This is a genomic window from Mycobacterium sp. NGS63, assembly GCF_059812295.1.
Window position 1 is genome coordinate 40780 of record NZ_JCALCJ010000001.1, and the last position, 24936, is coordinate 65715.

Sequence of the window (24936 nt, forward strand, 5' to 3'; positions counted from 1 at the left end):
ATGGCAAAACTCGATTACGACGCCCTGAACTCGCAGCTTCGCTACCTGATGTTCTCGGTGTTCTCGGTGCGGCCCGGCGAGCTCGGTGAGCAGCGGGATGCCGTCATCGACGACGCCGCGACGTTCTTCAAGCAGCAGGAGGAGCGCGGCGTCGTGGTGCGGGGGCTCTACGACGTCGCGGGCCTGCGCGCCGACGCCGACTTCATGATCTGGACGCACGCCGAACGCGTCGAGGCGCTGCAGGCGACCTACGCCGACTTCCGCCGCGCCACCCTGCTGGGCCGGGCCTGCGCGCCGGTGTGGAGCAGCGTGGCGCTGCACCGACCGGCCGAGTTCAACAAGAGCCACGTTCCGGCCTTCATCGCCGGCGAGGAGCCGGGCGCCTACGTCTGCGTCTATCCGTTCGTGCGGTCCTACGAGTGGTACCTGCTGCCCGACGAGGAACGCCGCCGGATGCTGTCCGAGCACGGGATGGCCGCCCGCGGCTACAAGGACGTGCGCGCCAACACCGTGCCGGCGTTCGCGCTGGGCGACTACGAGTGGATCCTGGCGTTCGAGGCCCCCGAGCTGGACCGCATCGTCGACCTGATGCGGGATTTGCGCGCCACCGACGCCCGCCGCCACACCCGCGCCGAGACTCCGTTCTTCACCGGCCCGCGCGTGGGGGTCGAGCAGCTGGTGGGTGCGCTGCCATGACCGCGCCGGATCCGTCCGATCCCACCCGCTTCGAGGAGATGTACCGCGACGAGCGGATGTCGCACGGACTGCCCGCCGCCACGCCGTGGGACATCGGCGGCCCGCAGCCCGTCGTGCAGCGGCTCGTCGCGCTGGGCGCGATCAAGGGCGAGGTGCTCGACCCGGGCACCGGACCGGGTCATCACGCGATTTACTATGCATCCCAAGGTCTTTCGGCGACCGGCATCGACGGATCGGCGGCGGCGCTGGAGCGGGCGCGGGAGAACGCGCGCCGCGCCGGGGTGTCGGTGAACTTTGAGCTGGCCGACGCGACGAAGCTCGACGGGTTCGACGACCGGTTCGACACCGTCGTCGACTGCGCCTTCTACCACACCTTCAGCACCGACCCCGACCTGCAGAAGACCTATGTGCAGGCGCTGCACCGCGCGACGAAGCCGGGGGCGCGGCTGTACATGTTCGAGTTCGGCGCGCACGACGTCAACGGCTTCAAAATGGTGCGGTCATTGTCCGAGGAGGACTTCAGCCAGGTGCTGCCCGCGGGCGGGTGGGAGATCACCTACCTCGGCCCGACGACCTATCTGGTCAACATGAGCACCGAGACGATCGAGCTGATGGCCGCCCGCAACCCCGACATGGCCGACCAGATGCAGTCGATGATGGACCGGTTCCGGGCGATGGAGCCGTGGCTGGTGAACGGCCGGGTGCACGCCCCGTTCTGGGAAGTCCACGCCACGCGGGTCTAATCAGCCGTTGACTCTGCGCTGACGGCGCGGCCTTCTCGCACTTTCGCGCCATAGCCGCAGAGTCAACGCTAGGAGCCCGGCACCAGGCGCAGGCAGATCGAGTTGATGCAGTAGCGCTTGTCCGTCGGGGTGGGATATCCCTCGCCGTCGAACACGTGGCCCAGGTGGCTGTGGCAGTTCGCGCACAGCACCTCGGTGCGCGTCGTCCCCAGCGAGTAGTCGGCGCGCAGGAACACCGCGCTGGAGTTCACCGGGTCGAAAAACGACGGCCAGCCGCAGTGCGACTCGAATTTCTCGGTGCTGCGGAACAATTCGGCGCCACACGCCCGGCACTGGTACACGCCCTGGGTTTTGGTGTCGGTGTACTCGCCGGTGAACGGCCGCTCGGTGCCGGCCTGGCGCAGCACCTGGAACTCTTCGGGGGTGAGTTTTTGGCGCCACTCGTCGTCGGTCAGCCGAACCTTCGGGCTACTCATGCGTCCACGCTAGCGCGCTCGCCTCGAACCGTCAGCCACGCCGGATCGATCCCCTCGTCCAGCCGGCCCTCAGCCTTGGCGTCGGAGTACCGGAACCACAGCACGGTGAACGTCACGATCAGCAGCAGCGACCAGCCGTAGGTGATCTTCAGATACTCCAGCGCGCGGCCGTAGCGCATCCAGTTGAACAGCAGCCAGCGGTCCAGCGTCATGAAGCCGTACACCGCCAGCCACGCCGGCCAGTTGCGGATCAGCGAGTTGCGCAGCACGACCGTCATCAAGAACGGGAACAGCATCATCGAGTAGTAGCCCTGCGCCAGCGACAGCACCAGCCACGACCACAGCAGCAGCACACCCGCGGAGTTGGTGAACCAGAACAGCGGATCGCGGGTGCGGTAATAGCGGTACAGCAGCCGCAGCGCGCCGATCGCGATCAGCGTGAACAGAATTCGCAGGAACACGATCAGCCCGGTGGGCAGGCCGAAATACACGCCGTTGCCCTCGATCGAGCTGTTGAAGTAGTCCCGGGTGCCCAGGATGTAGGGCAGCGTTTTGGTGACGAAGTCCTGCGGATCGCTGACCAACGGCCACGCGGCCAGGTTGATGACGACGGGCACCGCGATAGCGGGCACCAGCGCCCGCCACTGGCGGTTCAGCAGCGGCAGCAACAGCAGCGGCCCGAGCAACGGTTTGAGCGCCAGCGTCAGCCCGATGGCGATACCGGCCCACCATTGCCGGCTGACCCGCCCGTCGAGCAACCATCGCAGGAACAGCATCTCGGCCAGCAGCACGCAGCCGTTGATGTTGGTGAACACCAGCGTGTTGGTCACCGTCTCGGTGCAGAACATCGCCAGCAGCAGGGCCGGCGCGGCCACCGAGGACAGCGTGTAGTTGAACAGCCGCAGCAACAAATACCAGGCGATCAGGATGGCCACGGTGTTGATCAGGATGAACAGATACCGCGACGGCGCGAACGGCAGGTAGCCGAACGGCGCCATCAACAGCGTGCCGCCGGGCGGGTAGAGGTAGTGCGGGTCGACGTAGTCGAAGTGCTCGTTGTAGATGTCCCAGCCGTGCCGGAAGTTGAGCACCGCGCGGTACACCGGCTTGAAGTCGTCGGTGATGTTGCCGTTGGTGGTGACCACGATGCTGCGGTGCAGCACCGACAGGATGGCCACCGGCCACAGCGCCGACCGCAATATCGTCGCGACGGTCGGTGCACCGGTGCGGGGACGAAACGGGGCCAGGATCGAGTCAGCTGCCGTCACCAGCGCACCGTACACCGGGGGCCGTCCCCGAATCTCAGGCGGGACAGTAGGTGTCGGTCCCCGGCAGCTTGCCGCTGTTGAGGTAGCCGATCAGCGGCGGGACCGCGCACGGCGAATAGATGCTCGCGCCGTGACCGATGCCCTGCCACATCACCCGCTTGCTGGCCGCGTTGGCGTTGATGATGGTGGCGGCGGTCTGCGCCACGCCCTCGCTGCCGACGATCGGGTCGTTCTGCACGCCGGCCAGCAGGACGTCGATCTTGAGGTTCTTCGGCGGCGCCGGCGGCGGAATCGTCGGCCAGTGCACGCATTTGACCAAGTTGAGCGCGGCGACGGTGCCGAATTGCGGGTAGAGCTTGGCCCACGCCACCACGAGCTCGCGCACCCGGTCCGGGGTGGGACGGTTGACGGCGTCGCTGCAGGAGCCGACGAACTGGCCGTCGGTGTCGGTGACGGCGTACGCGTGGGCGATCAGGTTGTTCAGGGGGTTGACGTCACCGGAGCGGGCGGCCGCCAGCGCGTTGGCCAGGTTCGTCGTGGCGTCGACGCGGCCGCCGCCGGGAAAGCCCAGCGCGACCGTGACGGCGTTGGCCACCGCGGCGACCGACGCCCCACCGGGACCATGTCCGGCCCGGGCGTCGGACAACAGCGCGCTGACGGCGCCCTTCGGGTCGGGGCCCAGCGCGCAGTTGACCGCGACGCACTGCGCGGCGAACGCGTCGAGCGCGGCCTGCTGGCCCTTGACCTGTTGCTCGGCGGCCGCCTCGGCGTTGACGCCCAGCGCCACCGGCGAGTCGAGGATCAGCCGGGCCACCCGGTCGGGCCGCGACGCGGCGTAGGCCAGCGCCAGCTGGGCGCCGTTGCCGACCCCGACCAGCGCGACCGCGGGCACGTCCCACAGGGTGCGCAGCCGCTCGATGTCGGAGGCGGCGTGCGAATTGTCGTAGGCCGACGCGCCCGGCGCCAGCGCGTCGGTGCAGTTCGTGGTGGCGGTGTTGGAGATGTCGGACAGGTTGGCGACGGGGTCGTCGCCGGTCTGGAATTGCGCCTGGTCGCGCATCGCCTGACGGTCCAGCTGGTCGCGGCAGTCGATGGCGCTCGACATGCCCGTGCCGCGCCGGTCCACGGCGACGATCGGGTGGGTCTGCAGGACGTCGGCGCCCGCCCGGGCCAGCCACACCGGCAACTGCGCCGACGACGGCAGGTCGGAGCCGGTGGTGAAGACGAGCGGGCCCGCGTCGTGCGGCGTCTTGTCCGACCGGGCGCGGACCACCCCGATGGTCAAAGTCCCCGAGCCGCCGTTGACCGGGTCGAGGTCGGCGTCGTAGTTGGCGCAATCCAGCTGCACGCCCGGCGCCGCGGGGACGGCCGCGTCGGTGAAGACCTTCGACGTGCAGTCGTGCCAGGACAGGTCGTTCTTGGGCGCGGCGATCTGCGGCGGCCCGCCCGGCGGCGGTTTGGTGGGCGGCACGCCCTGCGGGTGGGCGCCGGAGTTGGTGGCGAAGCGGGGGTCGGCGGCCAGGCCGGGAACGCAGCCGGCCAGCGTCGCGGCCACCGCGAGCAGGACCAGGGCGATGCGCCGACTCATGCCGACCACCCTAGCTATCCCCGGACGTAGCGGGTGTAAAGGTAGCCGGCGTCGTCGGTGAGGACGTGGGCGCAGCGCATGCGGGTCAGCAGCTGGCCCGGGCCCGCCGCGATGCGCCTTGCCTGGCCGCCGACGAGGTAGGGCGCGATCGTCAGGCAGAGCTCGTCGAGCAGGCCGCGCTCGACGAACGTGGCCAGCAGCGTCGGGCCGCCCTCGGTCAGGATGCGGCGCATGCCACGCGCCGCGAGCGCCTCGAGCAGCGTGGCCTCGTCGACCTTGCCGGGATCGTCCGCGGAGCAGTCGACCACCTCGCACAGGTCGCCGATCAGCCGGCGCGTGTCCTGGGCGGCCGCCGTGCGGGTGAGCACCAGCGGCGGCACCTCGGTCCGGGTGAACACCGGCATGTCGCGGTCGAGGCGGCCGGAGCGGGTGACGATCGCGATCCGCGGGATCTCGCTTTGCCCGCGGGCCTGGCGGCCCTGGCGTTCCGCGACGCCCAGCTGCGCGCCGGAGTACCCCTCGATCCGCACGGTGCCCGCCCCGACGACGATCACGTCGGCCAGCTCGCGCAGCAGGTTGAAGATGTGCCGGTCGCCGGGCCCGCCCATGGCGCCGCTGCTGCCGTCGGCGGTGGCGCCGCCGTCGACGCTGGCGATGAAGTTCGCCCGCACCCAGGTCGCATCCCCGTCCGGGTAGCCGTACAGCCGCGGCAGGTCGCCGTCGTCGAGTTCCCGCGTCGAGCCGAGCAGCGTCAGCATGGGCTCGATTGCAGCACGCCGCTACAGTTCGGGGCATGCACGGGTCCGCTTCTCACCGGGTGGCCCGCCTGGTGGATCGCCAACCCAGCGTGTCGCCGGAGCGCCTGATCGCCCAGTTGCGCCCGCCGCCAACGTTCGCCGACGTGAGCTTTGCCACCTACCGCCCGGACCCGGCGGAGCCGACGCAGGCGGCCGCCGTCGCGGCGTGCCAGGACTTCTGCGACCAGGCCGTCAACCGCCGGGCCGGCCGCCGAAAGTTGTTGGGGCGCCGCGCCGTGTTGCCCGGCGTCGGGCTCTACCTCGACGGCGGCTTCGGTGTGGGCAAAACCCACCTGCTCGCCTCGGCCTACTACAAGTTGCCCGGCGGCGGCCCCGAACCGCCAACTCCCAAGGCGTTCGCCACCTTTGGGGAGCTCACCCAGCTCGCCGGGGTGTTCGGCTTCGCCGAATGCATCGAGATGCTGGCCGGTTACACGGCCGTCTGCATCGACGAGTTCGAGCTCGACGACCCCGGCAACACCACGCTGATCTCGCGGCTGCTCTCGTCGCTGGTCGAGCGGGGCGTCTCGGTGGCGGCCACCTCCAACACCCTGCCCGAGCAGCTCGGCGAGGGCCGGTTTGCCGCCCAGGACTTTCTGCGCGAAATCAACACGCTGGCAAGCATTTTCACCACGGTGCGCATCGAGGGCCCCGACTACCGGCACCGCGGCCTGCCACCTGCGCCGCAGCCGTTGACCGACGCGGAGGTGACGGCGCGCGCCGCGGAGGCCGGCGGGGCGACGCTGGACGACTTCGACGCGCTGTGCGCGCACCTGGCCACCATGCACCCGTCGCGGTATCTGACGCTGATCGAGGGGGTGACGGCGGTGTTCTTGACCGGCGTGCATCCCATCGACGACCAGAACGTCGCGCTGCGGCTGGTGTCGCTGACCGACCGGCTCTACGACGCCGGCATCCCGGTGGTGGCGTCGGGGGCCAAGCTGGACACCATCTTCAGCGAGGAGATGCTGGCCGGCGGGTACCGGAAGAAGTACCTGCGGGCGACGTCGCGGCTGGTGGCGCTGACCGCGCCATGACGAAGTCGTCTTCGGTGCCGGCGCCCACCCGGAAGGTCCTGGTGCCGGTGACCGTGAAACCAAACTTGGCGTAAAAGCGTTGCGCGCGTTGATTTCTCTGATTGACGCCCAGCCACACACTGGCCACGCCCCAGTCGCCGGCGGCGGCCAGCGCGCGCTGCATCAGCGTCGCCGCCGCCCCGCCGCCGTGGTGGTCGGGCAACACGTACATCTTGGACAGCTCGGCGGTGTCACCCGCGCGAACGAGCATGGCGTAGCCGATGATCCGGCCGCCGTCGGTGACGGTGAGCACCGCGCGGTCCGGGTCGGCCAGGTACTCCGCGAAGCGGTCGGCCGACAGGTTGGCCTCGACGAACGACGCAATGTCGTCCGGGGCCGTCGCCGGGGGGCACGCCAGCGGAAAGGTTTGCGCGGCAACGTCGGCCAGCTGTGCGGCGAGCGTCAAAGATTCCACTGCGCGAGGTGGTAACCCGTCTTCTTGTCCAGCAGCACGACCGTGGAGACCGGGTCGCGGTAGGCGTCCCAGTAGACCCCGCCGCGCACGATCGCCCCGTTCGGCGCGTTGACGAGCACGTTGTCCAGCGCGTCGGGCGCGTCGGTGGCGCGCGGCTTGTAGGCGTCGGCGAACGGTGTCACGCCGTCGAAGCTGAAGTCGGTGGCCATCACGTACGGGTTGGGCACCCGGACCGCGCGGACCGTCACGTCGGCGCGGGTGGGGGTGCTGCCGGGAAAGCTTTTGATCGGAACGCCGCTGCGCGTGTAGCCGAATCCCGGCGGCGGGTCGCAGGGGGCCACGCTGGTGACGGTGATATCGGCGACGTATTGGCCGGTGTCGACGCGCAGCGTGTCGCCGAGGTGGCCGATCGGCGCGTCGCCGGCCCAGGCTTTCGGCACGGTCGCGGTGACGCTCGCGGCGGCGACGAGCAAGGCGGACAGGGCGATCAGCCAGCGGCGCATCTTCGCATGATCGCACACGCCCTACGGCGAAGGGGAGGGGTTCTTCCCGCTGGCCAGTGCTTCGAGCACCGCCGCGGCGTCGTCGTCGACCCGGTCCTTATCGACGCCGGCCCGGTGCAGCGGCCCGGCGCCGTCCTCGAGTTCGAGCAGCGCCAGCAGCAGGTGTTCGGTGCCGATGTAGTTGTGCCCGAGGCGAAGTGCCTCGCGGAAGGTCAGTTCCAGCGCCTTGCGCGCCGGGCCGCTGAACGGGATCAGCTTCGGTGTGTCGTCGCAGGCCGGCGGCAACGTCACGCCGGCGCGCAGCGCGTCGACGTCGATCTGCTGTCGCAGCAGGAGCTGCGTGGCCAGCGCGGCCGGATCGCTGAGCACGCCCAGCAGCAGATGGTCGGGCGTGATCTCGCGATTGGCGGCCTCGTGCGCGGCGTTCTGGGCGGCGACGACGGCGTTGCGGGCCCGCGGCGTGAAGCGGCCGAAGCCCTGTTCGGGGTCCAGGGTGGTGGGCTCGGCGCGCGGCACGAATCGCTTCTGGGCGGCCTGCTTGGTGACGCCCATGCTCTTGCCGATGTCGGTCCACGACGCCCCCGAGCGGCGGGCCTGGTCGACGAAGTGCCCGATCAGGTGGTCGGCGACCTCGCCCAGGTGCTCGGCGGCCAGCACCGCGTCGGCGAGCTGGTCGAGCGCGTTGTCGTGGACTTTCTTGATGGCGTTGATCAGCTCGTCGAGGCGGACGGGGTAGGCGATCGGCTGCGACATGCCGTCAACACTAGGTTGACGCTAGGGGCCGTGTCAACCGGAGGTTGACGCTCGCGCGAGATGGCGTCGTCGCCGCCGCTCTGCGACGATCAAGGGATCGTGAAGCCACTGCTGTTGACCCTGACGAGCCTGGTCGCCGTGGTCGGCCTGGCTGGGCCGGCGCGCGCCGACGGCAACGACGACGCGTTCCTCGCCTCGCTGCAGGCGGCCGGCATCACCTATCCCGACCCGGCCCGGGCGATCGGCGCCGGCAAATGGGTGTGCGAGCAGGTGGGCAAGGGGACGCAGATGGTGGATGTGGTCAAGGCGATCCAGGCCCAGAATGCCGGGCTGCACGGCGACAACGCCGCGCGGTTCACCGCGATCGCGGCGAATGTCTATTGCCCGCAGGCGCTGGCGCCCGGCGGCTGAGCGGCCATGCGCGCCGATCCGGGGCCGCTGACCGGGCCCGCCCTGGTTCAGAGCTGGCGGCCGGACCTGTTCTCCGTGGCGGTCATCGTCGCGGTGGCCGTCGCCTACGTCCGCTGCTACCGCAAGGGACCGATCCGGCCCGCGCAGGCCGGGTGCTTCGGGGCCGGCGTGCTGCTGTGGGCGCTGGCAACGGTGAGCGCCGTTGGCGTGTATGCCTATTCGCTGTTCTGGGTGCGGGCGCTGCAGGTGCTGTTGCTGTTGTACGTGGTGCCGTTCTTCCTGGCGCAGGGCAGGCCGGTCACCGTCGCGCGCGACGCGCTGGGAGTCGCAAGGGTCGATGCGCTGTTGGGGTCCCGGCTCGCGCGGGTGCTGGCGCACCCGTTGACCACGTCGCTGGCGATGCTGGGCACGCCGTGGCTGCTCTACCTGACGCCCTGGTACACCGCGGCGCTGCGCAGCGAATGGGTCGGGGCGCCCACCCGAATCCTGTTGGTGGCGATCGGGTTTGGGTATTTCTACGCCCGGCTGCAGGCTGACCCCGTGCCTCGCAGGTATCCGCAGGGCATCTCGTTGTTGATCACGGTCGCCGAGTCGCTCGGCGACGGCGTGCTGGGGCTGGTCCTCTGGCAGGGCCCGCTGATCGGCGCGGCGTACTACGCGGGGCTGCGCCGATCCTGGGGCCCCGATCAGCGCCTCGACCAGACGATCGGCGCCGGCGTGCTGTGGATCCTCGGCGACCTGGTCGGCTGGCCGTTCGTGCTGTTGCTGATGCGCGCGCTGTCGCGAGACGAGAAAGCGCACGCGGTCGAGGTCGATGCCGAGTTGGACGCGGCGGAGGCTGAGCCCGCCGCGCCGTCGGGGCTGTGGTGGGAGAACGACCCGCAGCTGCGCGAGCGATTCCGCCGCGGCTGACTCAGCCGGACGCTGCCCGCGCCGTCCAGGTGAAGCTGTGCATGTCGGGAATCTCGGGCGCCAGCTTGGCGGCCACGGTGCGACCGATCCGATCCGCTTGCGCCAGTGGGGTTTCCGGCTCCAGGAAGCCCTCCACCTCGACGCGCAGGGTGCGCCCGGTCCAGCGCGCCCGGGCGTGGGCGTGCATGACACCGGGTACGGTCGTGGCCGCGGACTCGGCCGTCGCGATGATTTCGGGGTCGACGCCGTCGAGCAGGCGGTGGGCGATGTCGGCGGTCACCTCCCAGCCGACGTGGCAGATGAACACGGTGACCACAATCCCGGCGACCGCGTCGGCCCAGGGCCAGCCCAGCGCCACGCCGATCAGCCCGAGCATCGCCCCGGCCGACGACAGCGCGTCGAGCCAGGAGTGCTTGGCGTCGGCCACCATCGTCGCCGAGCGAATCCGCCGGCCCACCACCAGCTTGTAGCGGGCCACCAGCTGGTTGCCCGCGATCCCCACCGCCGCGGCGGCGATGCCCCAGCCCAGGTGCGCGGTGCCGCCGTGGCGCAGCAGCTTGGTGACGCTCTCGAACCCGGCGACGGCGGCGCTGCCCCAGATCACCAGGGCCACGCCCACGCCGGCGAGGTCTTCGGCGCGCTCGTAGCCGTAGGGATACCGCTCGGTCGGCAGCTTGCGGGAGGCCCGGAACCCGATGAACACCACCGCGCTCGTCGACACGTCCGACAGGTTGTGCAGCGCGTCGCCGAGCAGCGCCACCGAGCCGGACACCAGCGCGATGGCCAGTTCGAGCAGCCCGGTCAGCGCCAATCCGACGGCGCTGACGGCGACGGCCCGGTTGGCCTGGCGACGCTCGCTGGCGTCGTCGGCGGTGGTGTCGAGCGGGAAACTGGACGCCGGGTCGCGCACTCCGTTGATCACATGCATACGCCAAATATGCTCGCCTGCGCGGTGTCGCTCAAACTGGTTAGGTTGCGGCGATGAGGTTCGTGCTGGTCGGTTACGGGAGCCGGGGCGACGTCGAGCCCTGCGCCGCGGTCGGCCGCGAGCTGTGGCGCCGGGGTCACGACGTGCGGATGGCGGTCTCGCCCGACAGGGTCGGCTTCGTCTCGGCGGCCGGGATCACCGCGGTCGCCTACGGCCCGGACACGCGGGAGCAGATGGGCGTGGCCGCGGGCTTCGTCGGCGGCGTCGCGAACCCGATCGGCGCGCTGGGGGAGGTTCTCGACCGCCTGACGCGGGTCTGGACTTCGAAGACCGCGACGCTGACGTCGCTGGCGGCGGGGGCCGACCTGCTGGTGGCGGGCATCAACGAGCAGGAGCTGGCCGCCAATGTCGCCGAGTATTGCGGCATTCCGCTCGCGGCGCTGCACTTCTTCCCGGCGCGGCTGCTGTCGCCGGGGCCGCTGTATTCGAGCATGACCAAGGACGCCGCGGCGGCCCAGCGCCGGGCGCTCGGCCTGCCGGAGGCGCGTGCTTTGGGCTGCCCTTTGGAGATCCAGGCCTACGACGAGCTGTGCCTGCCCGGGGTGGAGTCGGAGGGGCCGTTCGTCGGGGCGCTGACCCTCTCGTTGCCGGCCGAGGCCGACGCCGACGTGCTGTCGTGGGTCGGCGCGGGGACGCCGCCGATCTACTTCGGATTGGGCAGCACGCCGGTCGCGGCGCCGGCCGACCTGGTCGCGATGGTCGGCGCGGCGTGCGCGCAGCTAGGCGAGCGGGCGCTGATCTGCAGCGGCCCCAACGACTTCGCCGGCGTGCCCCGTTTCGACCACGTCCGGGTTGTCGACGCCGTCAACCACGCCGCCGTCCTGCCGGCGTGCCGCGCGGTCGTCCACCACGGCGGCGCCGGCACCACGGCCGCGGGCCTACGCGCCGGGATCCCGACCTTGGTGCTGTGGCTCTGGCTCGATCAGCCGGTCTGGGCGGCCGGCGTCGAACGGCTGGGGGCCGGCGTCGGGCGCCCGTTCGTGGCCGCCACCGCGGAGTCTTTGGTCGCCGACCTGCGTTCGATCCTGACCCCGGAGTGCGCCGCACGCGCCCGCGACGTGGCTTTGCGGATGACCGCGCCCGCCGAGAGTGCCGCCCGCGCAGCCGATCTCCTCGAGGACGCCGCCCGCACTTAGTCGCTACCCTTCGCAGGCGATGCCGTCTTTGTCGCGGTCGAGTTTGGGGGCGTAGGCGGGGTCGCCCTTCGGGATGTTGTACCGCCGTCCTGATGGGCCTGTTTGCAATTGGCGTACGGGGGATCGGCTTGGGCTGCGGGCGCGACAGAAACCCCGATACCGATTGCGGCGATTGCCCCCACTATCGCCAGAAGGTAGCGATATGCCATTGGCTCCATACCTCTTTCGTTTCCCTTGTTGGCCGGAAGGAAGGTTAGGAAGGGCCCAAGGGGCGGCAAGCCTGAATCGTGCCCGCTCATAGGAACCTCATAAGGCCTTTGTTGGCGCCGAGCGTGACGCCACGGCGAAATCCGGCGCGATTTTTCGCCCTGACGTCACGCTCGGCGCGCCGTTCCGCCGGGAGACCCTTGTCGCCGGCGGCGCGGCGGAACAGGATGTAGCTGGGGTCGCAACCCAGAGGAGAACCGATGGCCCGACACGGTCTGAGCAGCCTCGCGGGGTTGTGCGCGCTTGCCGTGGCGCTTGCCCCGGGTGCGTGTGCCGACGCCGCGTCCTGGAACGGCGAGTACGCGATCACGTTCATGGTCGGGCCGAAGTCCGGGACGAGCATGGCGGTCGGTGATCCCGAGGTGCAGCACACCGATACCTACGGGTTCCGCTCGAGCTGTGCGAGCGGAAAGTGCGTCGCGACGATCGTCAGCGGCCCGCCACCGAGCAACCCGACGGTTCCCCAGCCGGTGCAATTCACCTGGGACGGGTCGTCCTGGAAGCAGGTCAGCGATTTCCAGTGGGACTGCATGATGCCCGACACCTCGATCCAGTGGAATCCGGCCCATTCCGAGGTGCGTTACACGCCCCAGCCCGACGGTTCGCTCGCCGGCGTCATGCACACCGACATCTTGAGCGGCGCGTGCCAGGGCACGATCGACATGGACATGAGGGCCGATCGGGTGTGAAAAACATTGCATAGCAATGTGATTCATTTTGTGTCTCGGGTCCTGAAAAGTTCTTTTCCTGCGGCATCGCCGGCGATATTATGGAGCATGCGTTTCACCAATGTCGCCGCTTTGTCCGTCGCTGCTTTGTCGAGTGTGCTGATTGTTGCGCCGTCCGCGCACGCCGACCTCAGCGGTTACCGCCGTTGCGTGGGTAGCGTCAAAAACGTCCCGATCAGCAATCATGACCCGACGAATTCTCAGCTCGTCGGCACCGTCCAGATGGACCTCAAGTCCGGTGTTTCCCCCAGTGCCGAAGCGCAGAAAGTCACGCAGCAGGGATTCGAGCCAGCCCTGGCCAATGCGATTGTGCAGTGCGTGATCGAGGAGAACCCGTAGGTCTCTTCGCCTCCGTGGCTGGCGAGCATCCAATTGAGGTAGCGCGGCCGGCTCGAAATGGGTAACCAACGCCGCACCGGCGTCGAGCGCGCCAGGTTTCGGATGAGGTCACTAATGGAAGGCGGCATCGGATGGCTGGGCACGAGGGGGGCCGGTGGGACGTCGGCACCAAGGGCGACGCGGTGTACGTCGAGCGCATCTCTGAGGACGACAAGCCGGTGTTCGAAGACTTGTTGGAGCCGGACGAGGCGCGCGACCTGGCTGAGCTCTTGGTGAAGTACGCGGACAAGGCTGAGGCGTACGAGGACTCCGACGACTACGTCGACGTTGATGAGTCCGACGACGATGAAGACGAGTCCGACGATGACGATGACGATGATGACGAGGACGACGACGACGATGACAACGACGAGGACGACGAGGACGACGAGGACGACGACGACGAGGACGACGATGACGACGAGGACGACGATGACGACGAGGATGACGATGACGACGAGGATGACTAATCTGGCCGTCCCGGATCTGATCACGGGTGCACCCGCATTCCGGGGTTCTCGGCGTAGCGGTCAGCTGGGCGATGCCGGTAGCGGCTCGGCGTGTGCGCGCATATCGGCGATCACGTCGGCGACGAGCGATTCGATACCGGCGAGTGCTTCGCGCTCAGTCCCGGCCAGGAGTGAGAGATTCGCGAATTCGGCACAGAGGCCAACGTATTCGCCGTCCTCGGGCGACCATTGGGTGCGATACGTGTAGCGGACCGTTTGGCCAGATGGAGTCTGTGATCGAGGATGCCCGTCGGTGTCGCGACCGTGGGGCAAGGAAGCGACAACGTTAATCGTCAAACGAGCACACACGTCCAAGTTGAGTGCGGTTAAATCCCCACCTATGGATGAGAAGATCGACGATTTTTTCAAGGGCATCATCGGGTTGGCCGTGTTGGTCATCATCGGAGTCGTATTTTTCGCCGTCAAATGCGAAGGGCCGCAGAAGAAGTACTCAGCGCCGACGTCGTTTACCGTGAGCAACGACGCCGTCGCGAAGGTGGTCCAGGACGCGATCGCCGGCGCTTCCGGTGCCACGCCATTGAACGGATCGCCGGTGGTCAACTGCACCGGAGAGACGACCTGCGCCATCGCCTATACGGTTCAGGAGCCTGCCGGGGCACGTGTTGGCAGTCAGGTCGACGCGGAGGACGAGCAAGTGATCTTGCCCACGCGGCAAATGTGGAGTGCACTGTTCGCTGATCCTCAGTTCCAGACTGGGACGATCGCCGTGAGCGGTCCGGTGAAAACCATTGGGGGGAAAACCGAGACCAGTACCTATTACACGCTCACCTGCGACCGTTCCGCCGCGTCACAAATCGACTGGGACAAGGTGGATGGCGACGGTCTCCGCACTTTGTGCAACTATGTTGCGCAAACTAACGGGCTTCCTGGCTACACAGGGCCGACTCTGCCCGGCGGCTGATCCGTTATTTGGTTCGGTAGCGTGCTTGGAGTTCCACGAATACGTCGACCATTGGCGTAGCCGAAACCTCCCGGTCGTGTGGTCGCTCACGATGGGCACAACGAGCAGTGGGTGGTCGCCTGTACTGCTGGATTGCAATAACAGCGGCGCGTGATCGGCGGGCAATTCTCGGGACGGTGCTCGATGAGATACGCCTGGCCATCGCTGCCGACGTGACCCCACCACTAATCGAGCGGGTCGCGTTGAAAGGCTGCCTGCGCCTTGGGGATCGGGGCTGAGCTTGTGGGAGTGGTGGGGGCACATTCGGGGCGGGCGTAAACCGGTACAGGGCCGGGCACGCGGCCGGAAAGGTGGCCTGGTTCGGGGCTGGGCCGACGCGGACGGGACCTGGCCCTTCCCAGTTTCGTGAAAACGAAGCTGCCACCGTTGTCAACGGACTAGGTTCGCCGAAACAGCCGGGAGGGAATCGGCCCACCCGCCAATAGACAGGGGTTGAATTGAGTGACATGCCGCCGTCCCGAGGAAATGTTCCGCCGCCCGAACGTGTTACGGCCCGCCAGATGGGAAACAATCTTGCCGACGCGTTCAATGACTTGTCGCGGTGGCTCAGCCGGGTGCTGACCATCGCCGTCGGGGTGTGCTTGGGCATGATCCTGTTTTTCTGGCTTGCCGGGCAATGGTTGCGACATGAACTTCGACAGGAGACCCCAGTCCCGTCGTGGCCGACGAGCATGACTTGGCCGACTCCGACGACGACGTACCCCTAAATGCGCGCCAAATGATGTTCCCGGAAGCGTCCCGTAGGTGAGGGTTCATCTTTGCGATAAACAAGGTGTCTCGCCCCGAGGCGGTTTCCGTAGCAGAACCGCCTCGCCCCGGCGCAGCCCATGACCAAGCCCGTTGGCACTGCCGCACCACCGGGTTGTCGCCCACAGCGCAAATCAGACGGCAAAGCGGGCAGCCAGGGCGGTCGACGAAACCTATTGGCAGCATATTGGCAGCGGACCTACCGAAGCGGCATATCCGCAGTTCAGGGCGGTGCGCGATACTGGGATTGAACCAGTACAATCGGTTTGCTGACGCTATTCACTTGACCAGCGCTTTCGATCCTCTACCAGCGCTGACCTCACACAGTACAACGGGAGTCACGCGGAAGCAAGCGGAGGGAAGTGTGCTATGGTCAGGTCACATACAGGTCATGACCTGACACTGGGGAAGGTCACAGTGACGCGAGGAGTTGGCCGAAAGGACCGCCGAGCGGGCACGTTCGGGTCGGTGGACAAACTGGCCACCGGCTACCGCGCGCGCTACTTCGGTCCCGACGGGCGCCGGTACAAGGCGCCCACGCTATTCCTGACCAAGAAGGAAGCCCGCTCGTGGCTGTCGCTGCGGCACGCCGAGATCATCCGCAAAGCGTGGACGCCGCCCGAGGCCGACGAGCAACCCCTACCCAAGCTGACATTCGAGACCTACTCGAAAACCTGGATGGCACAGCGAGATCTGAAGGACCGCACACGCGAGCATTACGAGAAGCTGCTGGAGAACCACATTCGGCCGGCCTTCGGGGCGCTCCCGATCGCGTCGATCACGGCTGACGACGTGCGCGCGTGGCACGCCAAGATGGGTACGAAGACGCCGACGCTGCGCGCCCACTGCTACGGACTGCTGCGGACGATCATGGGTACCGCGTTGTCTGACGGCAAGATCAAGGCCAACCCATGCGTCATCCGCGGCGCCGGCAGCGCGCGCCGGGTCCATAAGGTCCGTCCAGCGTCACTTGACGAAATCGCGGCCATCTCCCAGGCCATGCCCGAGCAGTACCGGGCGATGGTCCTGCTGGCGGCCTGGTGCGCGCTGCGCTTCGGGGAGCTGACCGAACTCCGCCGGCGCGACATCGTCATCGTCGAGCCCCCCGACAGGCCCGCGGACGCCTACGGGATCGTCCGGGTCGAGCGCGCCGTCGTGCGCGTCAAGGACGGATTTCGGCAAACCACACCGAAATCCGACGCGGGCTGCCGCGACGTTGGAATCCCGCCGCACCTACTTACTGCGATCAAGGACCATCTCGCACGGTTCGTCGGCCCAGAGCGCGACGCGCTACTGTTTCCGGCCGCCCAAGGCGGCCACCTGGCGCCGGCCAGTCTCTACCGCCAGTTCTACAAGGCGCGTGCAGCGGCGCAGCGAGACGACCTGCGCTGGCACGACTTACGCCATAGCGGCGCCGTACTGGCGGCCGCCACCGGCGCCACACTGGCGGAACTCATGGCGCGCTTAGGGCACTCGACACCCGCAGCCGCGATGCGCTACCAGCACGCCGCGGAGGGTCGCGACCGTGAGATTGCCGCGCTGTTGTCCAAGCTGGCCCAACCGTAGGCAAAAACGAAAGAAGGTGTTCGCAATGACGGAACTGGTCCGTGTCTGGTGCAACCCGCCCAAGGCCGGCCGCCACCGAATCGCTACGGTGGTACCCGACGTCAAAGACGGCGCTACCTATTACAAGATGCTGTACAAGGCAGAGGCCGTAGCTCCGGGCGAACTAGGTGAACACCGTAGCTTTGCCGTAGACGCCAGCGACTTCATCGACAATTCATCGATCACCATATACGCCGCGTATTGCCCGGCGTGCAAAGCGCCCGTTCAACTGGATTCGCAGGAGCTACTGAATGGCGTCGGCCGCGCGCAGGATGAAAAGCGCACCATCGACATGAATGTGAGCCCTGACGCAGCGGTCCAAGCCGACAGGCAATGGCAGCAGGCCGCTGAGCTGAATGGACTGCCGCAACACTCGATCTACCCGAACGCCAAGAACCGTCTGAGAAGCGACCCGCGCCGTTCCGGCGATTAGTCATCGTGGGGTGCTAAGCTTCCGGTTGACCCCCGCGGTGACCGCTAAACGACTTCAGTTTCCACCGGGCGAAGTCTCCACATCTCACATGATGGAGACCTTCTGTGCCCGAACCAATCTCAACGCGGCGCCGCTACGTCAAGATCGCTGAAGCGGCCGAATACCTTCAAGTCACCGACCGCACAATCCGGCAAATGATCGCCGACGGGCGCCTACGCGCATACCGCAGCGGCGGCCGATTAATTCGGCTGGACCTCAACGAGATCGACGCCGCCATGCAGCCGTTCGGCGGTGCGGCATGAGCCCGCCGGAACGAGAAAGGCCGGCCCCCGCGGACCGGCCCACTCGTAGCGAAACAGGTGCCTGTCATTCTACCGCCTACTGCCGCGGGTTAGAACTTCGGCGCGCGGCGTCGCGGCGACTTCCCGGGGGCGACCCCTGGCGTTATCCGGAGCCCGGCGAACGCGGCTACGAGGACGCCGCCGCCCACCTGCTCGGGCAGGGGCTGCTCCCCGCGGCGAATCGCGATGGCCTGATAGCGATGTGGCGCCGTGGTGGGCACAGTCAGCGGGCGGCCGAGCTGATAGCTCACGCGTGGGAGCTGGTCGCATGACCGAGGCCATCGACCGATCCGACGAGCTGCGCGAGTGGTACGCCGAGGACGAACCCGACGGCGCCGGGCTGCTCGACGACATCCGGGCGTTCCTGGCCCGGTTCGTGGTCTACCCCAGCGCCCACGAGCTGACCGCGCATGTGTTGTGGATCGCGCACACCTGGTTCATGGACGCCTGGGACAGCACACCGCGAATCGCGTTCCTGTCGCCCGAGCCGGGTAGCGGTAAGTCGCGCGCCCTGGAGGTCACCGAGCCGCTCGTGCCGCGGCCGGTGCACGCGGTGAACTGCACGCCGGCCTTCCTGTTCCGCAGGGTTTCCCACCAGGATGGACGCCCGACCGTGCTGTATGACGAGGTCGACACCATCTTCGGTCCAAAAGCCAAGGAGCACGAGGAGATTCGCGGAGTGCTCAACGCGGGACACCGCAAGGGCGCTATCGCCGGACGTTGCGCGCTGCGCGGCAAAACCGTCGAACTCGAAGAGCTGCCCGCGTACTGCGCCGTAGCACTGGCCGGCCTCGACGATCTGCCCGAAACGCTGATGTCCCGCTCGGTCATCTGCCGGATGCGGCGCCGAGCACCGAATGAGCCAATCGAACCGTGGCGTCAGCGTGTCAACGGCGCCCAGGCCGCGCCGCTGTACCGGCGGCTACTCAACTGGTCGACCAACACCGACCCGCTGGCCGATGGTTGGCCGAGCATGCCTCAAAGCGTCACCGACCGCGACGCCGACGTGTGGGAATCCCTGGTTGCCGTCGCCGATCTCGCCGGCGGTCACTGGCCACAGTCGGCGCGTGTAGCCGCTGTAACCCTTGTAACCGCATCCCGAGCGCGAAAGCCCACCGTCGGCATCTTGCTGCTGCAGGACGTGCGCGCGGTGTTCAGTCAGTCAGGGCTCGACAAGATGTCCACCGCCGACATCCTGGCCGTGCTCAACGGGATCGAGGAATCGCCCTGGGCGACTATTCGCCGCGGTGAAGCATTGGATGCACGCGGACTCGCCAATCGGCTGGGACGGTACGGGATCGGCTCGAAGGCGCTGCGCGTCGGCGACGAAGTAATCAAGGGCTACTCACGCGGTCAGTTCCAAGATGCATGGAGCCGCTATCTCAACGACGCCGAAGCTGCCTCTGTTTCGGGCGATTCATCGGTTACATCGGTTACAAGCACAACAGACCTGTTCAACGGCGCGCACTTCGCAACCGATGTAACCGCTGTAACCGATCTCCTGGAGCCAAAGGCAGAAGCACCCGACTGGCCCAACCGAAGCGGGCCGGCAGTGACTAAAACAATCCCGCGACCCCGACCAGGGTCAAGCGCGAAGGCCAGCAGCTGTGATTAAGCAGGCATTCCTACGCCAACCACCCCGACCATGCGCCCATCCCGACCACGCTGAATCAAGCGGCGTCGAACACGGCAGTGATCATGGACAGTGGTTCATTGCGCACGAAACCGACTGTCCCACAACGCAATCCAACCACCCGGCACTGTTGTACACCGGACACTTCCGACCATGCACCAACCGCAAAACCGCAGGCCAGGGGGGCTTTTCAATCCCTGAGCGTGTTGACAGTTGGCGACCCTTCGGGTCCGGCGCGAGTGCTGCCAAGTTTTCCGAAAAAGGGAAATTCGCAGGTCCGCGAGGTGTGACATGACCGATGCCGAGCGCGAGGTCTGTGACCTGTTCCTGTACGGCCTGACTCGGCTCCGTGTCGACGACGAAGGTGTGGCGGCCACCGACTTCGCTGATGTGGTCACCTGCGCGAACCTGTGCCTGAGTGTCCGGCGTGTCATTGCCGGCGCTGTCGTCGACGTGGAGAGGCTGCTGCTCGGTTCTCTCGTGGCGGCTACCGAGGATCTGTTGACGACTTATGCGATTGTCGCGCCAGATAACCCGGCGATCGTGACACGCTGGATGAAAGCGCGCGGAGAGTTCCTGGCTTGTCGGCTGGATGGGCTACGATGAGCGGCGAGCCGCTTCGCACCATGGCCGCCCTCGTGGGCCTCCCGGGTAACGGGACACCCAAGGACGAGGACCGCCAAAGGCCCCAAGCCGCTTACGTGATACGCCCAGGCCAGGGCGTCGAAATTCACCCCCTCTGTTTCTTGCTGCGCGCAGTCTTATCTCCTGCGCGAGCTATCCCGTAAAGGAAATACCCGCATGGACGAACGACAGCTAAAGGCGCGAAGCGCCGAGATCGCCGAGGAGGCCGACAAGGCCACCAAGGCTCTTGAAGAAGGGCGCCTCGACGCGAAGCGCTACCGGGGCATCGTTGACCGTCTCTACGAGGAGGCGCAGCAGGTGCTCAGGACCAAGCAGAACCTCGCCGACGCCAAGAAGGCGTTCAGCGCCGCGGAGGACGCGATGGAGGCCATGAGCGGCGGCGGCCAGTGGCTCCAAACCAAGGGCCTCAGCGTCGGCGGCGGCCTGCGACCGCCGAGCCCGATGGACATCACCCCGGCGCAGTTGAAGGCGCTCCAGATGGCGATGGACGCCAAGATGCCCTTCCAGGTCGAGATCGGCGTCAAGGGCGGCGACCAGGCGCCCTGGATGGCCGGCATCACCACCAAGTCCGCGGTGCTCGAGTCCGGCATCGGAGGCGGCTTCTCGGGCAACCTGCCGCCGGTGCAGACCCAGTACGCGGTCGGCATCGGCTACGAACCGACCCGGATCTCGTCGCTGCTTCCGGGAGCGGCGATGCCAGGACCGAGCGCCACCTGGTTGTCTCACACGGCGAACTCGGCTGAGGTCGCGGGCGTGGCCGAGGGCGGCACGAAGGGCGACATCGGACCGACGATCACCGAGAACCAGGTGAAGCCCCAGAAGATCGCCGGCTTGGTGAGCACGAGCTTGGAGGCGTGGCAGGACACCGGCGCCTACGGCGAGGGATCGCTGGCGACGTGGCTGCCGCAGGAGTTGACCCGCTCGCTGATAAACGCCGAGTCCGAGTTTCTACTGCTGGCGACGACGGCCGGATCGAACTCGTACAGCGGCGGTCCGGTGAACGCGACCTTCAACGGGCTGTTGAACACGTCGGGCACGCTGACTCGCGCAGTGGGTTCCGATACGCCGCTGGATGCGATGAACAAGTCCTACATCGACGTGCGCACCGGGGCGGCCTACGCCGAGCCGGATCTGGTCATCATGCACCCGGCCACCTGGGGTGCGCTGCGCCGCGAGAAGTCGAGCTTCGGGACCTACATTCTCGATCAGATGACCGGGCCGCTCGGGCTCACCGCGGACGGTTCCCCGGCGTCGGCCGGCCCCGCCGGCGAGCCCAACCCTTACTCGGTCATCCCGCAGGGCGCCCCCGCGGCGAACGGGAACCTGTGGGGAGTCAAGGTCGCGTGCACCACGCAGTGCCCGGCCGGAACGTCGGTCGTGATGAGCGTGCGCGCCGGCGGCGGCATCTTCTGGCAGCGGCTCGGATTGCTTTTGCAATTCAACCCGTGGGGCGATACCGAATGGACCACCAACACCTTCAGCTGGCGCGCTGAGGAACGTGTGGCGCTCAGCGTCCCGCGGCCGAGCGCGGTCAACATCGTGACGGGACTGCCCACCTCGTGAGCCTCCCGCTGACCTGGGACCAGATGGCTCTGTGCGGCGCAACGCCCTGGCCGTTCGATGACCGGGGCCTGCCGCTGGCCGATCCCGAGGTCAAGGTCAGGCGAGAGATCGTTTTCCTGGGCGAAGAAAAGAAGGGAATCAAATTCATGCCTCAAACATCAAGCGCCACAGTCAAAGTCAAGGTGAACGGCAACTACCGCATCGTTCACGGAAAGCCCTACACGGGCGGCGACGTGTTCGACGCGCCCGACGACGAACAAACCAAGCGGTGGATTCAGGCCGGATGGGTCAACCCCGTCCCGGCCCCCAAGAAGGAGAAGGTGTAAATGTCAGGACTTCAAACAGGACAGGTCAGTGTCGGCACGACCGCGACGCTGGTATGCACCGTGGGCAGCGTCCCCGACTCCGATGGCGTGTTGGTCAACGCCTCGGCGGCGTGTTTCATCGGCGGCCCCGGCGTGACCACGACAACGGGATTCCCGCTGGCCGCGAACGCGCCCACAAAGTTTCCGACCACCGGCGCCGAACCCGTTGTGCTGTACGGGATTACCAGCACCGGCACAGCCACCGTCAGCTACGCATTCCCCGGATAGGACGGCCATGACAGCACCGATGGAGTTTCCTTCGCAGGCGGACTTTGTTCCCGAGGCGCCTGCGGTACAGCAACCGGAAGAGGTTCGTTTCTGGGCTGGCACCGTGCCGCTGGGCGGCCGTATCGCCGCCGACATGGCGCAGCGTGAAAGCGACTAGTAGCACGATGATCTGTCCTCGGCGCGCAGCGTGGCCCGCGCGGACCCTGCCGCGCCGCTCACGTAATGGAGGCGTCGTGACCGCCGACCGTGCGCGCCGAGGACCCGGCCCGGCCCGTTCGTTTGCCCTTTCAAGCGGGCCGGGCATTGGCTTCCCAGAAGGTGATGAGGTGAACCATGGCTGATGACGACGACGTCATTTACGTCGACCTTGTGCCCCGTCTCGACGAGTCCGAGACCGAGCGCGAGACCGGCAAGCTTCGCGACAAGCTCAAGAAGAGCACCACGGACGCCGCAAAGATTAAGCCCCAGCTCGACGAGGCCACCACTGACCGCGAGACCGGCAAGCTTCACGACAAGCTCAAGAAGAGCACCAGCGGCCTAAGCGACGGGCTCCGTAGCGAGCTGAACAAATCGTCGCAGCTGATGGAGCGGTTCCGCTCGGGGTCGGTCGAGGACCTGAAGAAGTCGCTGAAGGGGCTCGGCGGCAACGATATCAAGCAGGGGCTTGACCAGCTCGCCCAGGCGTTCGGCCAACTGCCGGGGCCGCTCGATGCCTTGATCGACAAGACCAAGAAGATCGACGACAACCTCAAGACGTTCAAGGACAACACAAAGGACATCACGGACGCTCTCGGGTCGTTCACAAAGAACGCGCCGGGTACGGAGCAGGCGCTCAAAGACATCGGAATAGCTGCCGCGGAGGCGTTCGGGCCATTCATCGCCGCGGCTGCCATTATCGGCGACATTCAAAAAAAGCTGCAGAACCTGCACATACCCGGAACTGGAGGCCCGGGCACGAAGGGCGGCTCCGACTGGACTTGGGACTTTTCCCATCCGTGGGATATCCCCGGCAAAGCGAACAACTGGTGGCCGTTTACCCACGACAGGCCTGACCACAACCAGCCGCCAGGACAGCCCGCGCCGCCCATGCCGCCGGTGCCGCATCAGTTCAATCCGGGCACCGGGGGCGCAATTCCGGGTGTCACGCCACCGGGGAAGGTTTACCCGCACGGCTTCATAGGCCCAGTCCCGCCGGGTTCGACGTACGCGCCGCCGCAGAGTTCATACAAAGAGTGGTATTCGTTCCCGCAATCGACGCCTGAACCTGAACCGCCCGACATCGCCGGCGGCTCGTCGCGGCGTTCAGCCGCCGGTCCTGGCCGAAGCTACACGTCTGGCGGAGGCGGCGGCGCGCTGCGCAGATTCGGGCCATCCGGCTACTCGAGCGACCCGGTCTATGTGAGGCTGTCTGGACAGTCCGGCATCCCCGGCACCCCCGGCATCGGTGGCGCGGGAACGGGCGGCGTCCAATGGCCGTGGCTGAATCTCGGATTTCAGCCGCCCATTCAGCAATTGCTCGGGATGGCCGGGGGCATGACGCCGCCATTCGCGGGGGGCGCCCTGTCCGGGGCGCACACGTCGGGTTTCGCGATGGGCGGCTCGCGTGTCACCCTGGCCGACTTCACACGCCCGGAAACTCCAACCGTCAGCGGTCCCGAAGACCTCCCCGCCGCGGGCGCGAGCGTCGGCAACCTCTACAGGTTCGCGCAGTCCCTCGTGGGCACGCCCTATTCGCAGCCGCTGCGCAATGATTGCTCCGGCATGGTCTCCGAGTTGGCCAGCGTGGCGGTCGGATTGCCGCCCCCCGGGCCCGGGCAGCGCTTCTCGACGGTCAACGAGGGCCAGCAGTTGGCGGCGCTGGGTTTCCAGCCGGGCATGGGTGGCCCCAACGACTTCAGTATCGGCTGGTATGACCACGGCGGCGGCAACTTGGGGCATACAGCGGCCACGCTGCCCGGCGGCATCAACGCCGAATCGGGCGGCTCGCACGGCTCGTTTCTGCTCGGCCCCGGCGCGGCGGGCGCGTTCAGCCCACAGTTCGACCACCACATGTTCCTGCCGATGGGGCCGGAAAGCTACATCGGCGCCCCGCAGCACCACGCCACACTCGCCGGCTACGGCATCCCGGCGGCTCCCGCGCCGGGCATCCCAGGGCTGCCGGGCCTCGGCGCCTACGCGCCCCCGCCGACGCAAGGCAACACCTATAACCCGGTCTCGCAGACTCCACTCGGCCACGGTTCGGGCGTGGGCGTCGGCGGCGGCATCATCGGCCTCGCGGAGCAGGCCGGTGCGATGGCGGCGGGCGCGTTCAGCTTCGGCGGTGGCGCGATCGCCGCGCAGATCGCCGAGCAGGAGATCAACCTGGCCGTCCAGAAGGGCGGTCAGATGGCCGCCGTGCTTGCAAAAGCGCCGATGGAAACCCTCGGCCTGCACGGCGGCCAGATGGGGGCACCCAGTCTGGGCAGCGGCGGCTGGATAAGCCAGATCCTCGGCGGCATGATCGGCCAGCAGTTCAGCCTGCCCAACATCGCTGGCGGCGCGCAGCAGCCGAAGCGGCCGCAGGGCAAAGACATCCATGAACAGAATGATCCGCTCGGCGGTAACGCAGGCAAGCCGGGACAGGGCGGCGGTCCTTCCGGGGCGAAAGACGACCCGCTGCATGTGAAGTCGGTCAGCCCAGCGACGCCGCCGCAGGGCGCGCTGACGAGCGCGATGACCGCGCAGGGCGTCATGAGCGCGATGGTGTGACC

At 67.6% G+C, this 24936-nt stretch carries 27 protein-coding genes and 2 pseudogenes; 20 read left to right on the plus strand and 9 right to left on the minus strand.

The genetic code is table 11. The features are described from left to right. Both hemQ and AC5Y4Z_RS00240 read left to right on the plus strand, forming a co-directional pair. Positions 1–696 (plus strand): hydrogen peroxide-dependent heme synthase, encoded by a 696-nt coding sequence (hemQ, locus tag AC5Y4Z_RS00235; RefSeq protein WP_499960217.1) that lies wholly within the window; start codon positions 1–3, stop codon positions 694–696. Beyond that, positions 693–1439 (plus strand): class I SAM-dependent methyltransferase, encoded by a 747-nt coding sequence (locus AC5Y4Z_RS00240; protein ID WP_499960218.1) that lies wholly within the window; start codon positions 693–695, stop codon positions 1437–1439. The genes hemQ and AC5Y4Z_RS00240 overlap by 4 nt, the downstream gene beginning before the upstream one ends. A 68-nt stretch (positions 1440–1507) precedes the next feature. Here the strand turns inward: AC5Y4Z_RS00240 and msrB are convergent, their stop codons facing one another. Genes msrB through AC5Y4Z_RS00260 form a run of 4 tightly spaced genes read right to left on the minus strand, consistent with a single transcriptional unit; the run spans position 1508 to position 5529 of the window. Then, positions 1508–1915, minus strand: coding sequence for a peptide-methionine (R)-S-oxide reductase MsrB (msrB, locus tag AC5Y4Z_RS00245; RefSeq protein WP_499960219.1), 408 nt, complete (start codon positions 1913–1915; stop codon positions 1508–1510). Further along, on the minus strand, positions 1912–3198 hold the full coding sequence (gene aftC / locus AC5Y4Z_RS00250) for an arabinofuranan 3-O-arabinosyltransferase (protein WP_499960220.1): 1287 nt from the start codon (positions 3196–3198) through the stop codon (positions 1912–1914). The genes msrB and aftC overlap by 4 nt, the downstream gene beginning before the upstream one ends. A 19-nt stretch (positions 3199–3217) precedes the next feature. Then, a complete protein-coding gene (locus AC5Y4Z_RS00255) occupies positions 3218–4789 on the minus strand; it encodes an alpha/beta fold hydrolase (RefSeq protein ID WP_499960899.1) in 1572 nt (523 codons plus the stop codon). Next, a complete protein-coding gene (locus AC5Y4Z_RS00260; protein WP_499960221.1) occupies positions 4786–5529 on the minus strand; it encodes a pyrimidine reductase family protein in 744 nt (247 codons plus the stop codon). The genes AC5Y4Z_RS00255 and AC5Y4Z_RS00260 overlap by 4 nt, the downstream gene beginning before the upstream one ends. On the opposite strand from AC5Y4Z_RS00260, the pseudogene zapE reads away from it, so the two are divergent. Continuing rightward, positions 5528–6605 (plus strand): annotated as a pseudogene (zapE, locus tag AC5Y4Z_RS00265) (cell division protein ZapE). The gene AC5Y4Z_RS00260 and the pseudogene zapE sit on opposite strands and share 2 nt — an antisense overlap. On the opposite strand, the pseudogene AC5Y4Z_RS00270 reads toward zapE, so the two are convergent. From AC5Y4Z_RS00270 to AC5Y4Z_RS00280, 3 genes and pseudogenes are all read right to left on the minus strand, one after another. Next, positions 6595–7050: pseudogene (locus AC5Y4Z_RS00270) on the minus strand (GNAT family N-acetyltransferase); the annotation flags it as partial. The pseudogenes zapE and AC5Y4Z_RS00270 overlap by 11 nt on opposite strands. Beyond that, positions 7047–7562 carry a hypothetical protein gene (locus tag AC5Y4Z_RS00275; protein WP_499960222.1) on the minus strand — a complete coding sequence of 172 codons (516 nt, stop codon included), beginning with the start codon at positions 7560–7562 and terminating at the stop codon, positions 7047–7049. The pseudogene AC5Y4Z_RS00270 and the gene AC5Y4Z_RS00275, both read right to left, overlap by 4 nt. A gap of 21 nt (positions 7563–7583) precedes the next feature. Beyond that, positions 7584–8315 (minus strand): Clp protease N-terminal domain-containing protein, encoded by a 732-nt coding sequence (locus AC5Y4Z_RS00280; RefSeq protein WP_499960223.1) that lies wholly within the window; start codon positions 8313–8315, stop codon positions 7584–7586. A gap of 99 nt (positions 8316–8414) precedes the next feature. Here AC5Y4Z_RS00280 and AC5Y4Z_RS00285 point away from each other — a divergent pair, with 99 nt between their 5' ends. Both AC5Y4Z_RS00285 and AC5Y4Z_RS00290 read left to right on the plus strand, forming a co-directional pair. Further along, positions 8415–8726, plus strand: coding sequence for a DUF732 domain-containing protein (locus tag AC5Y4Z_RS00285; protein ID WP_499960224.1), 312 nt, complete (start codon positions 8415–8417; stop codon positions 8724–8726). Between the two features lie 6 nt (positions 8727–8732). Continuing rightward, positions 8733–9638, plus strand: coding sequence for a cytochrome c oxidase assembly protein (locus AC5Y4Z_RS00290; protein ID WP_499960225.1), 906 nt, complete (start codon positions 8733–8735; stop codon positions 9636–9638). 1 nt (position 9639) lies between these two features. On the opposite strand, the gene AC5Y4Z_RS00295 is transcribed toward AC5Y4Z_RS00290, so the two are convergent. Beyond that, positions 9640–10566, minus strand: a complete 927-nt coding sequence (locus tag AC5Y4Z_RS00295) for a cation diffusion facilitator family transporter (RefSeq protein ID WP_499960226.1) — start codon at positions 10564–10566, stop codon at positions 9640–9642. 53 nt (positions 10567–10619) lie between these two features. Between AC5Y4Z_RS00295 and AC5Y4Z_RS00300 the strand changes: the two genes are divergently transcribed. After that, entirely contained in the window at positions 10620–11762 is a 1143-nt protein-coding gene (locus tag AC5Y4Z_RS00300) for a glycosyltransferase (RefSeq protein ID WP_499960227.1), read from the plus strand. 3 nt (positions 11763–11765) lie between these two features. On the opposite strand, the gene AC5Y4Z_RS00305 is transcribed toward AC5Y4Z_RS00300, so the two are convergent. Further along, positions 11766–11870 carry an excalibur calcium-binding domain-containing protein gene (locus tag AC5Y4Z_RS00305; protein WP_499960228.1) on the minus strand — a complete coding sequence of 35 codons (105 nt, stop codon included), beginning with the start codon at positions 11868–11870 and terminating at the stop codon, positions 11766–11768. A gap of 359 nt (positions 11871–12229) precedes the next feature. Between AC5Y4Z_RS00305 and AC5Y4Z_RS00310 the strand changes: the two genes are divergently transcribed. From AC5Y4Z_RS00310 to AC5Y4Z_RS00375, 14 genes are all read left to right on the plus strand, one after another. Beyond that, complete coding sequence (locus tag AC5Y4Z_RS00310) at positions 12230–12718, plus strand: Rv2253 family sensor-like surface protein (RefSeq protein ID WP_499960229.1); 489 nt, start codon at positions 12230–12232, stop codon at positions 12716–12718. 87 nt (positions 12719–12805) lie between these two features. Beyond that, positions 12806–13096: a hypothetical protein gene (locus tag AC5Y4Z_RS00315; protein WP_499960230.1), complete on the plus strand. Its 291-nt coding sequence runs from the start codon at positions 12806–12808 to the stop codon at positions 13094–13096. Between the two features lie 131 nt (positions 13097–13227). Continuing rightward, positions 13228–13605, plus strand: a complete 378-nt coding sequence (locus AC5Y4Z_RS00320) for a hypothetical protein (RefSeq protein ID WP_499960231.1) — start codon at positions 13228–13230, stop codon at positions 13603–13605. Between the two features lie 379 nt (positions 13606–13984). Continuing rightward, a complete protein-coding gene (locus AC5Y4Z_RS00325) occupies positions 13985–14566 on the plus strand; it encodes a hypothetical protein (RefSeq protein WP_499960232.1) in 582 nt (193 codons plus the stop codon). Between the two features lie 1224 nt (positions 14567–15790). After that, positions 15791–16939 carry a tyrosine-type recombinase/integrase gene (locus tag AC5Y4Z_RS00330; protein WP_499960233.1) on the plus strand — a complete coding sequence of 383 codons (1149 nt, stop codon included), beginning with the start codon at positions 15791–15793 and terminating at the stop codon, positions 16937–16939. A 25-nt stretch (positions 16940–16964) separates the two neighbouring features. Then, the gene (locus AC5Y4Z_RS00335) at positions 16965–17411 is read left to right on the plus strand and encodes a hypothetical protein (RefSeq protein ID WP_499960234.1); all 447 of its coding nucleotides are present in this window, start codon (positions 16965–16967) and stop codon (positions 17409–17411) included. A gap of 104 nt (positions 17412–17515) precedes the next feature. Beyond that, the gene (locus AC5Y4Z_RS00340) at positions 17516–17713 is read left to right on the plus strand and encodes an excisionase family DNA-binding protein (protein ID WP_499960235.1); all 198 of its coding nucleotides are present in this window, start codon (positions 17516–17518) and stop codon (positions 17711–17713) included. Between the two features lie 307 nt (positions 17714–18020). Further along, positions 18021–19367 (plus strand): DUF3631 domain-containing protein, encoded by a 1347-nt coding sequence (locus AC5Y4Z_RS00345; protein WP_499960236.1) that lies wholly within the window; start codon positions 18021–18023, stop codon positions 19365–19367. A 309-nt stretch (positions 19368–19676) separates the two neighbouring features. After that, positions 19677–19991, plus strand: a complete 315-nt coding sequence (locus AC5Y4Z_RS00350) for a hypothetical protein (RefSeq protein WP_499960237.1) — start codon at positions 19677–19679, stop codon at positions 19989–19991. Between the two features lie 195 nt (positions 19992–20186). After that, a complete protein-coding gene (locus AC5Y4Z_RS00355) occupies positions 20187–21593 on the plus strand; it encodes a phage major capsid protein (protein ID WP_499960238.1) in 1407 nt (468 codons plus the stop codon). Continuing rightward, a complete protein-coding gene (locus AC5Y4Z_RS00360) occupies positions 21590–21919 on the plus strand; it encodes a hypothetical protein (protein WP_499960239.1) in 330 nt (109 codons plus the stop codon). The genes AC5Y4Z_RS00355 and AC5Y4Z_RS00360 overlap by 4 nt, the downstream gene beginning before the upstream one ends. Then, entirely contained in the window at positions 21920–22186 is a 267-nt protein-coding gene (locus AC5Y4Z_RS00365; protein WP_499960240.1) for a hypothetical protein, read from the plus strand. Between the two features lie 7 nt (positions 22187–22193). Then, on the plus strand, positions 22194–22343 hold the full coding sequence (locus AC5Y4Z_RS00370; RefSeq protein ID WP_499960241.1) for a hypothetical protein: 150 nt from the start codon (positions 22194–22196) through the stop codon (positions 22341–22343). 176 nt (positions 22344–22519) lie between these two features. Further along, on the plus strand, positions 22520–24934 hold the full coding sequence (locus AC5Y4Z_RS00375; protein WP_499960242.1) for a hypothetical protein: 2415 nt from the start codon (positions 22520–22522) through the stop codon (positions 24932–24934). The last annotated feature ends 2 nt before the right edge of the window (positions 24935–24936 follow it).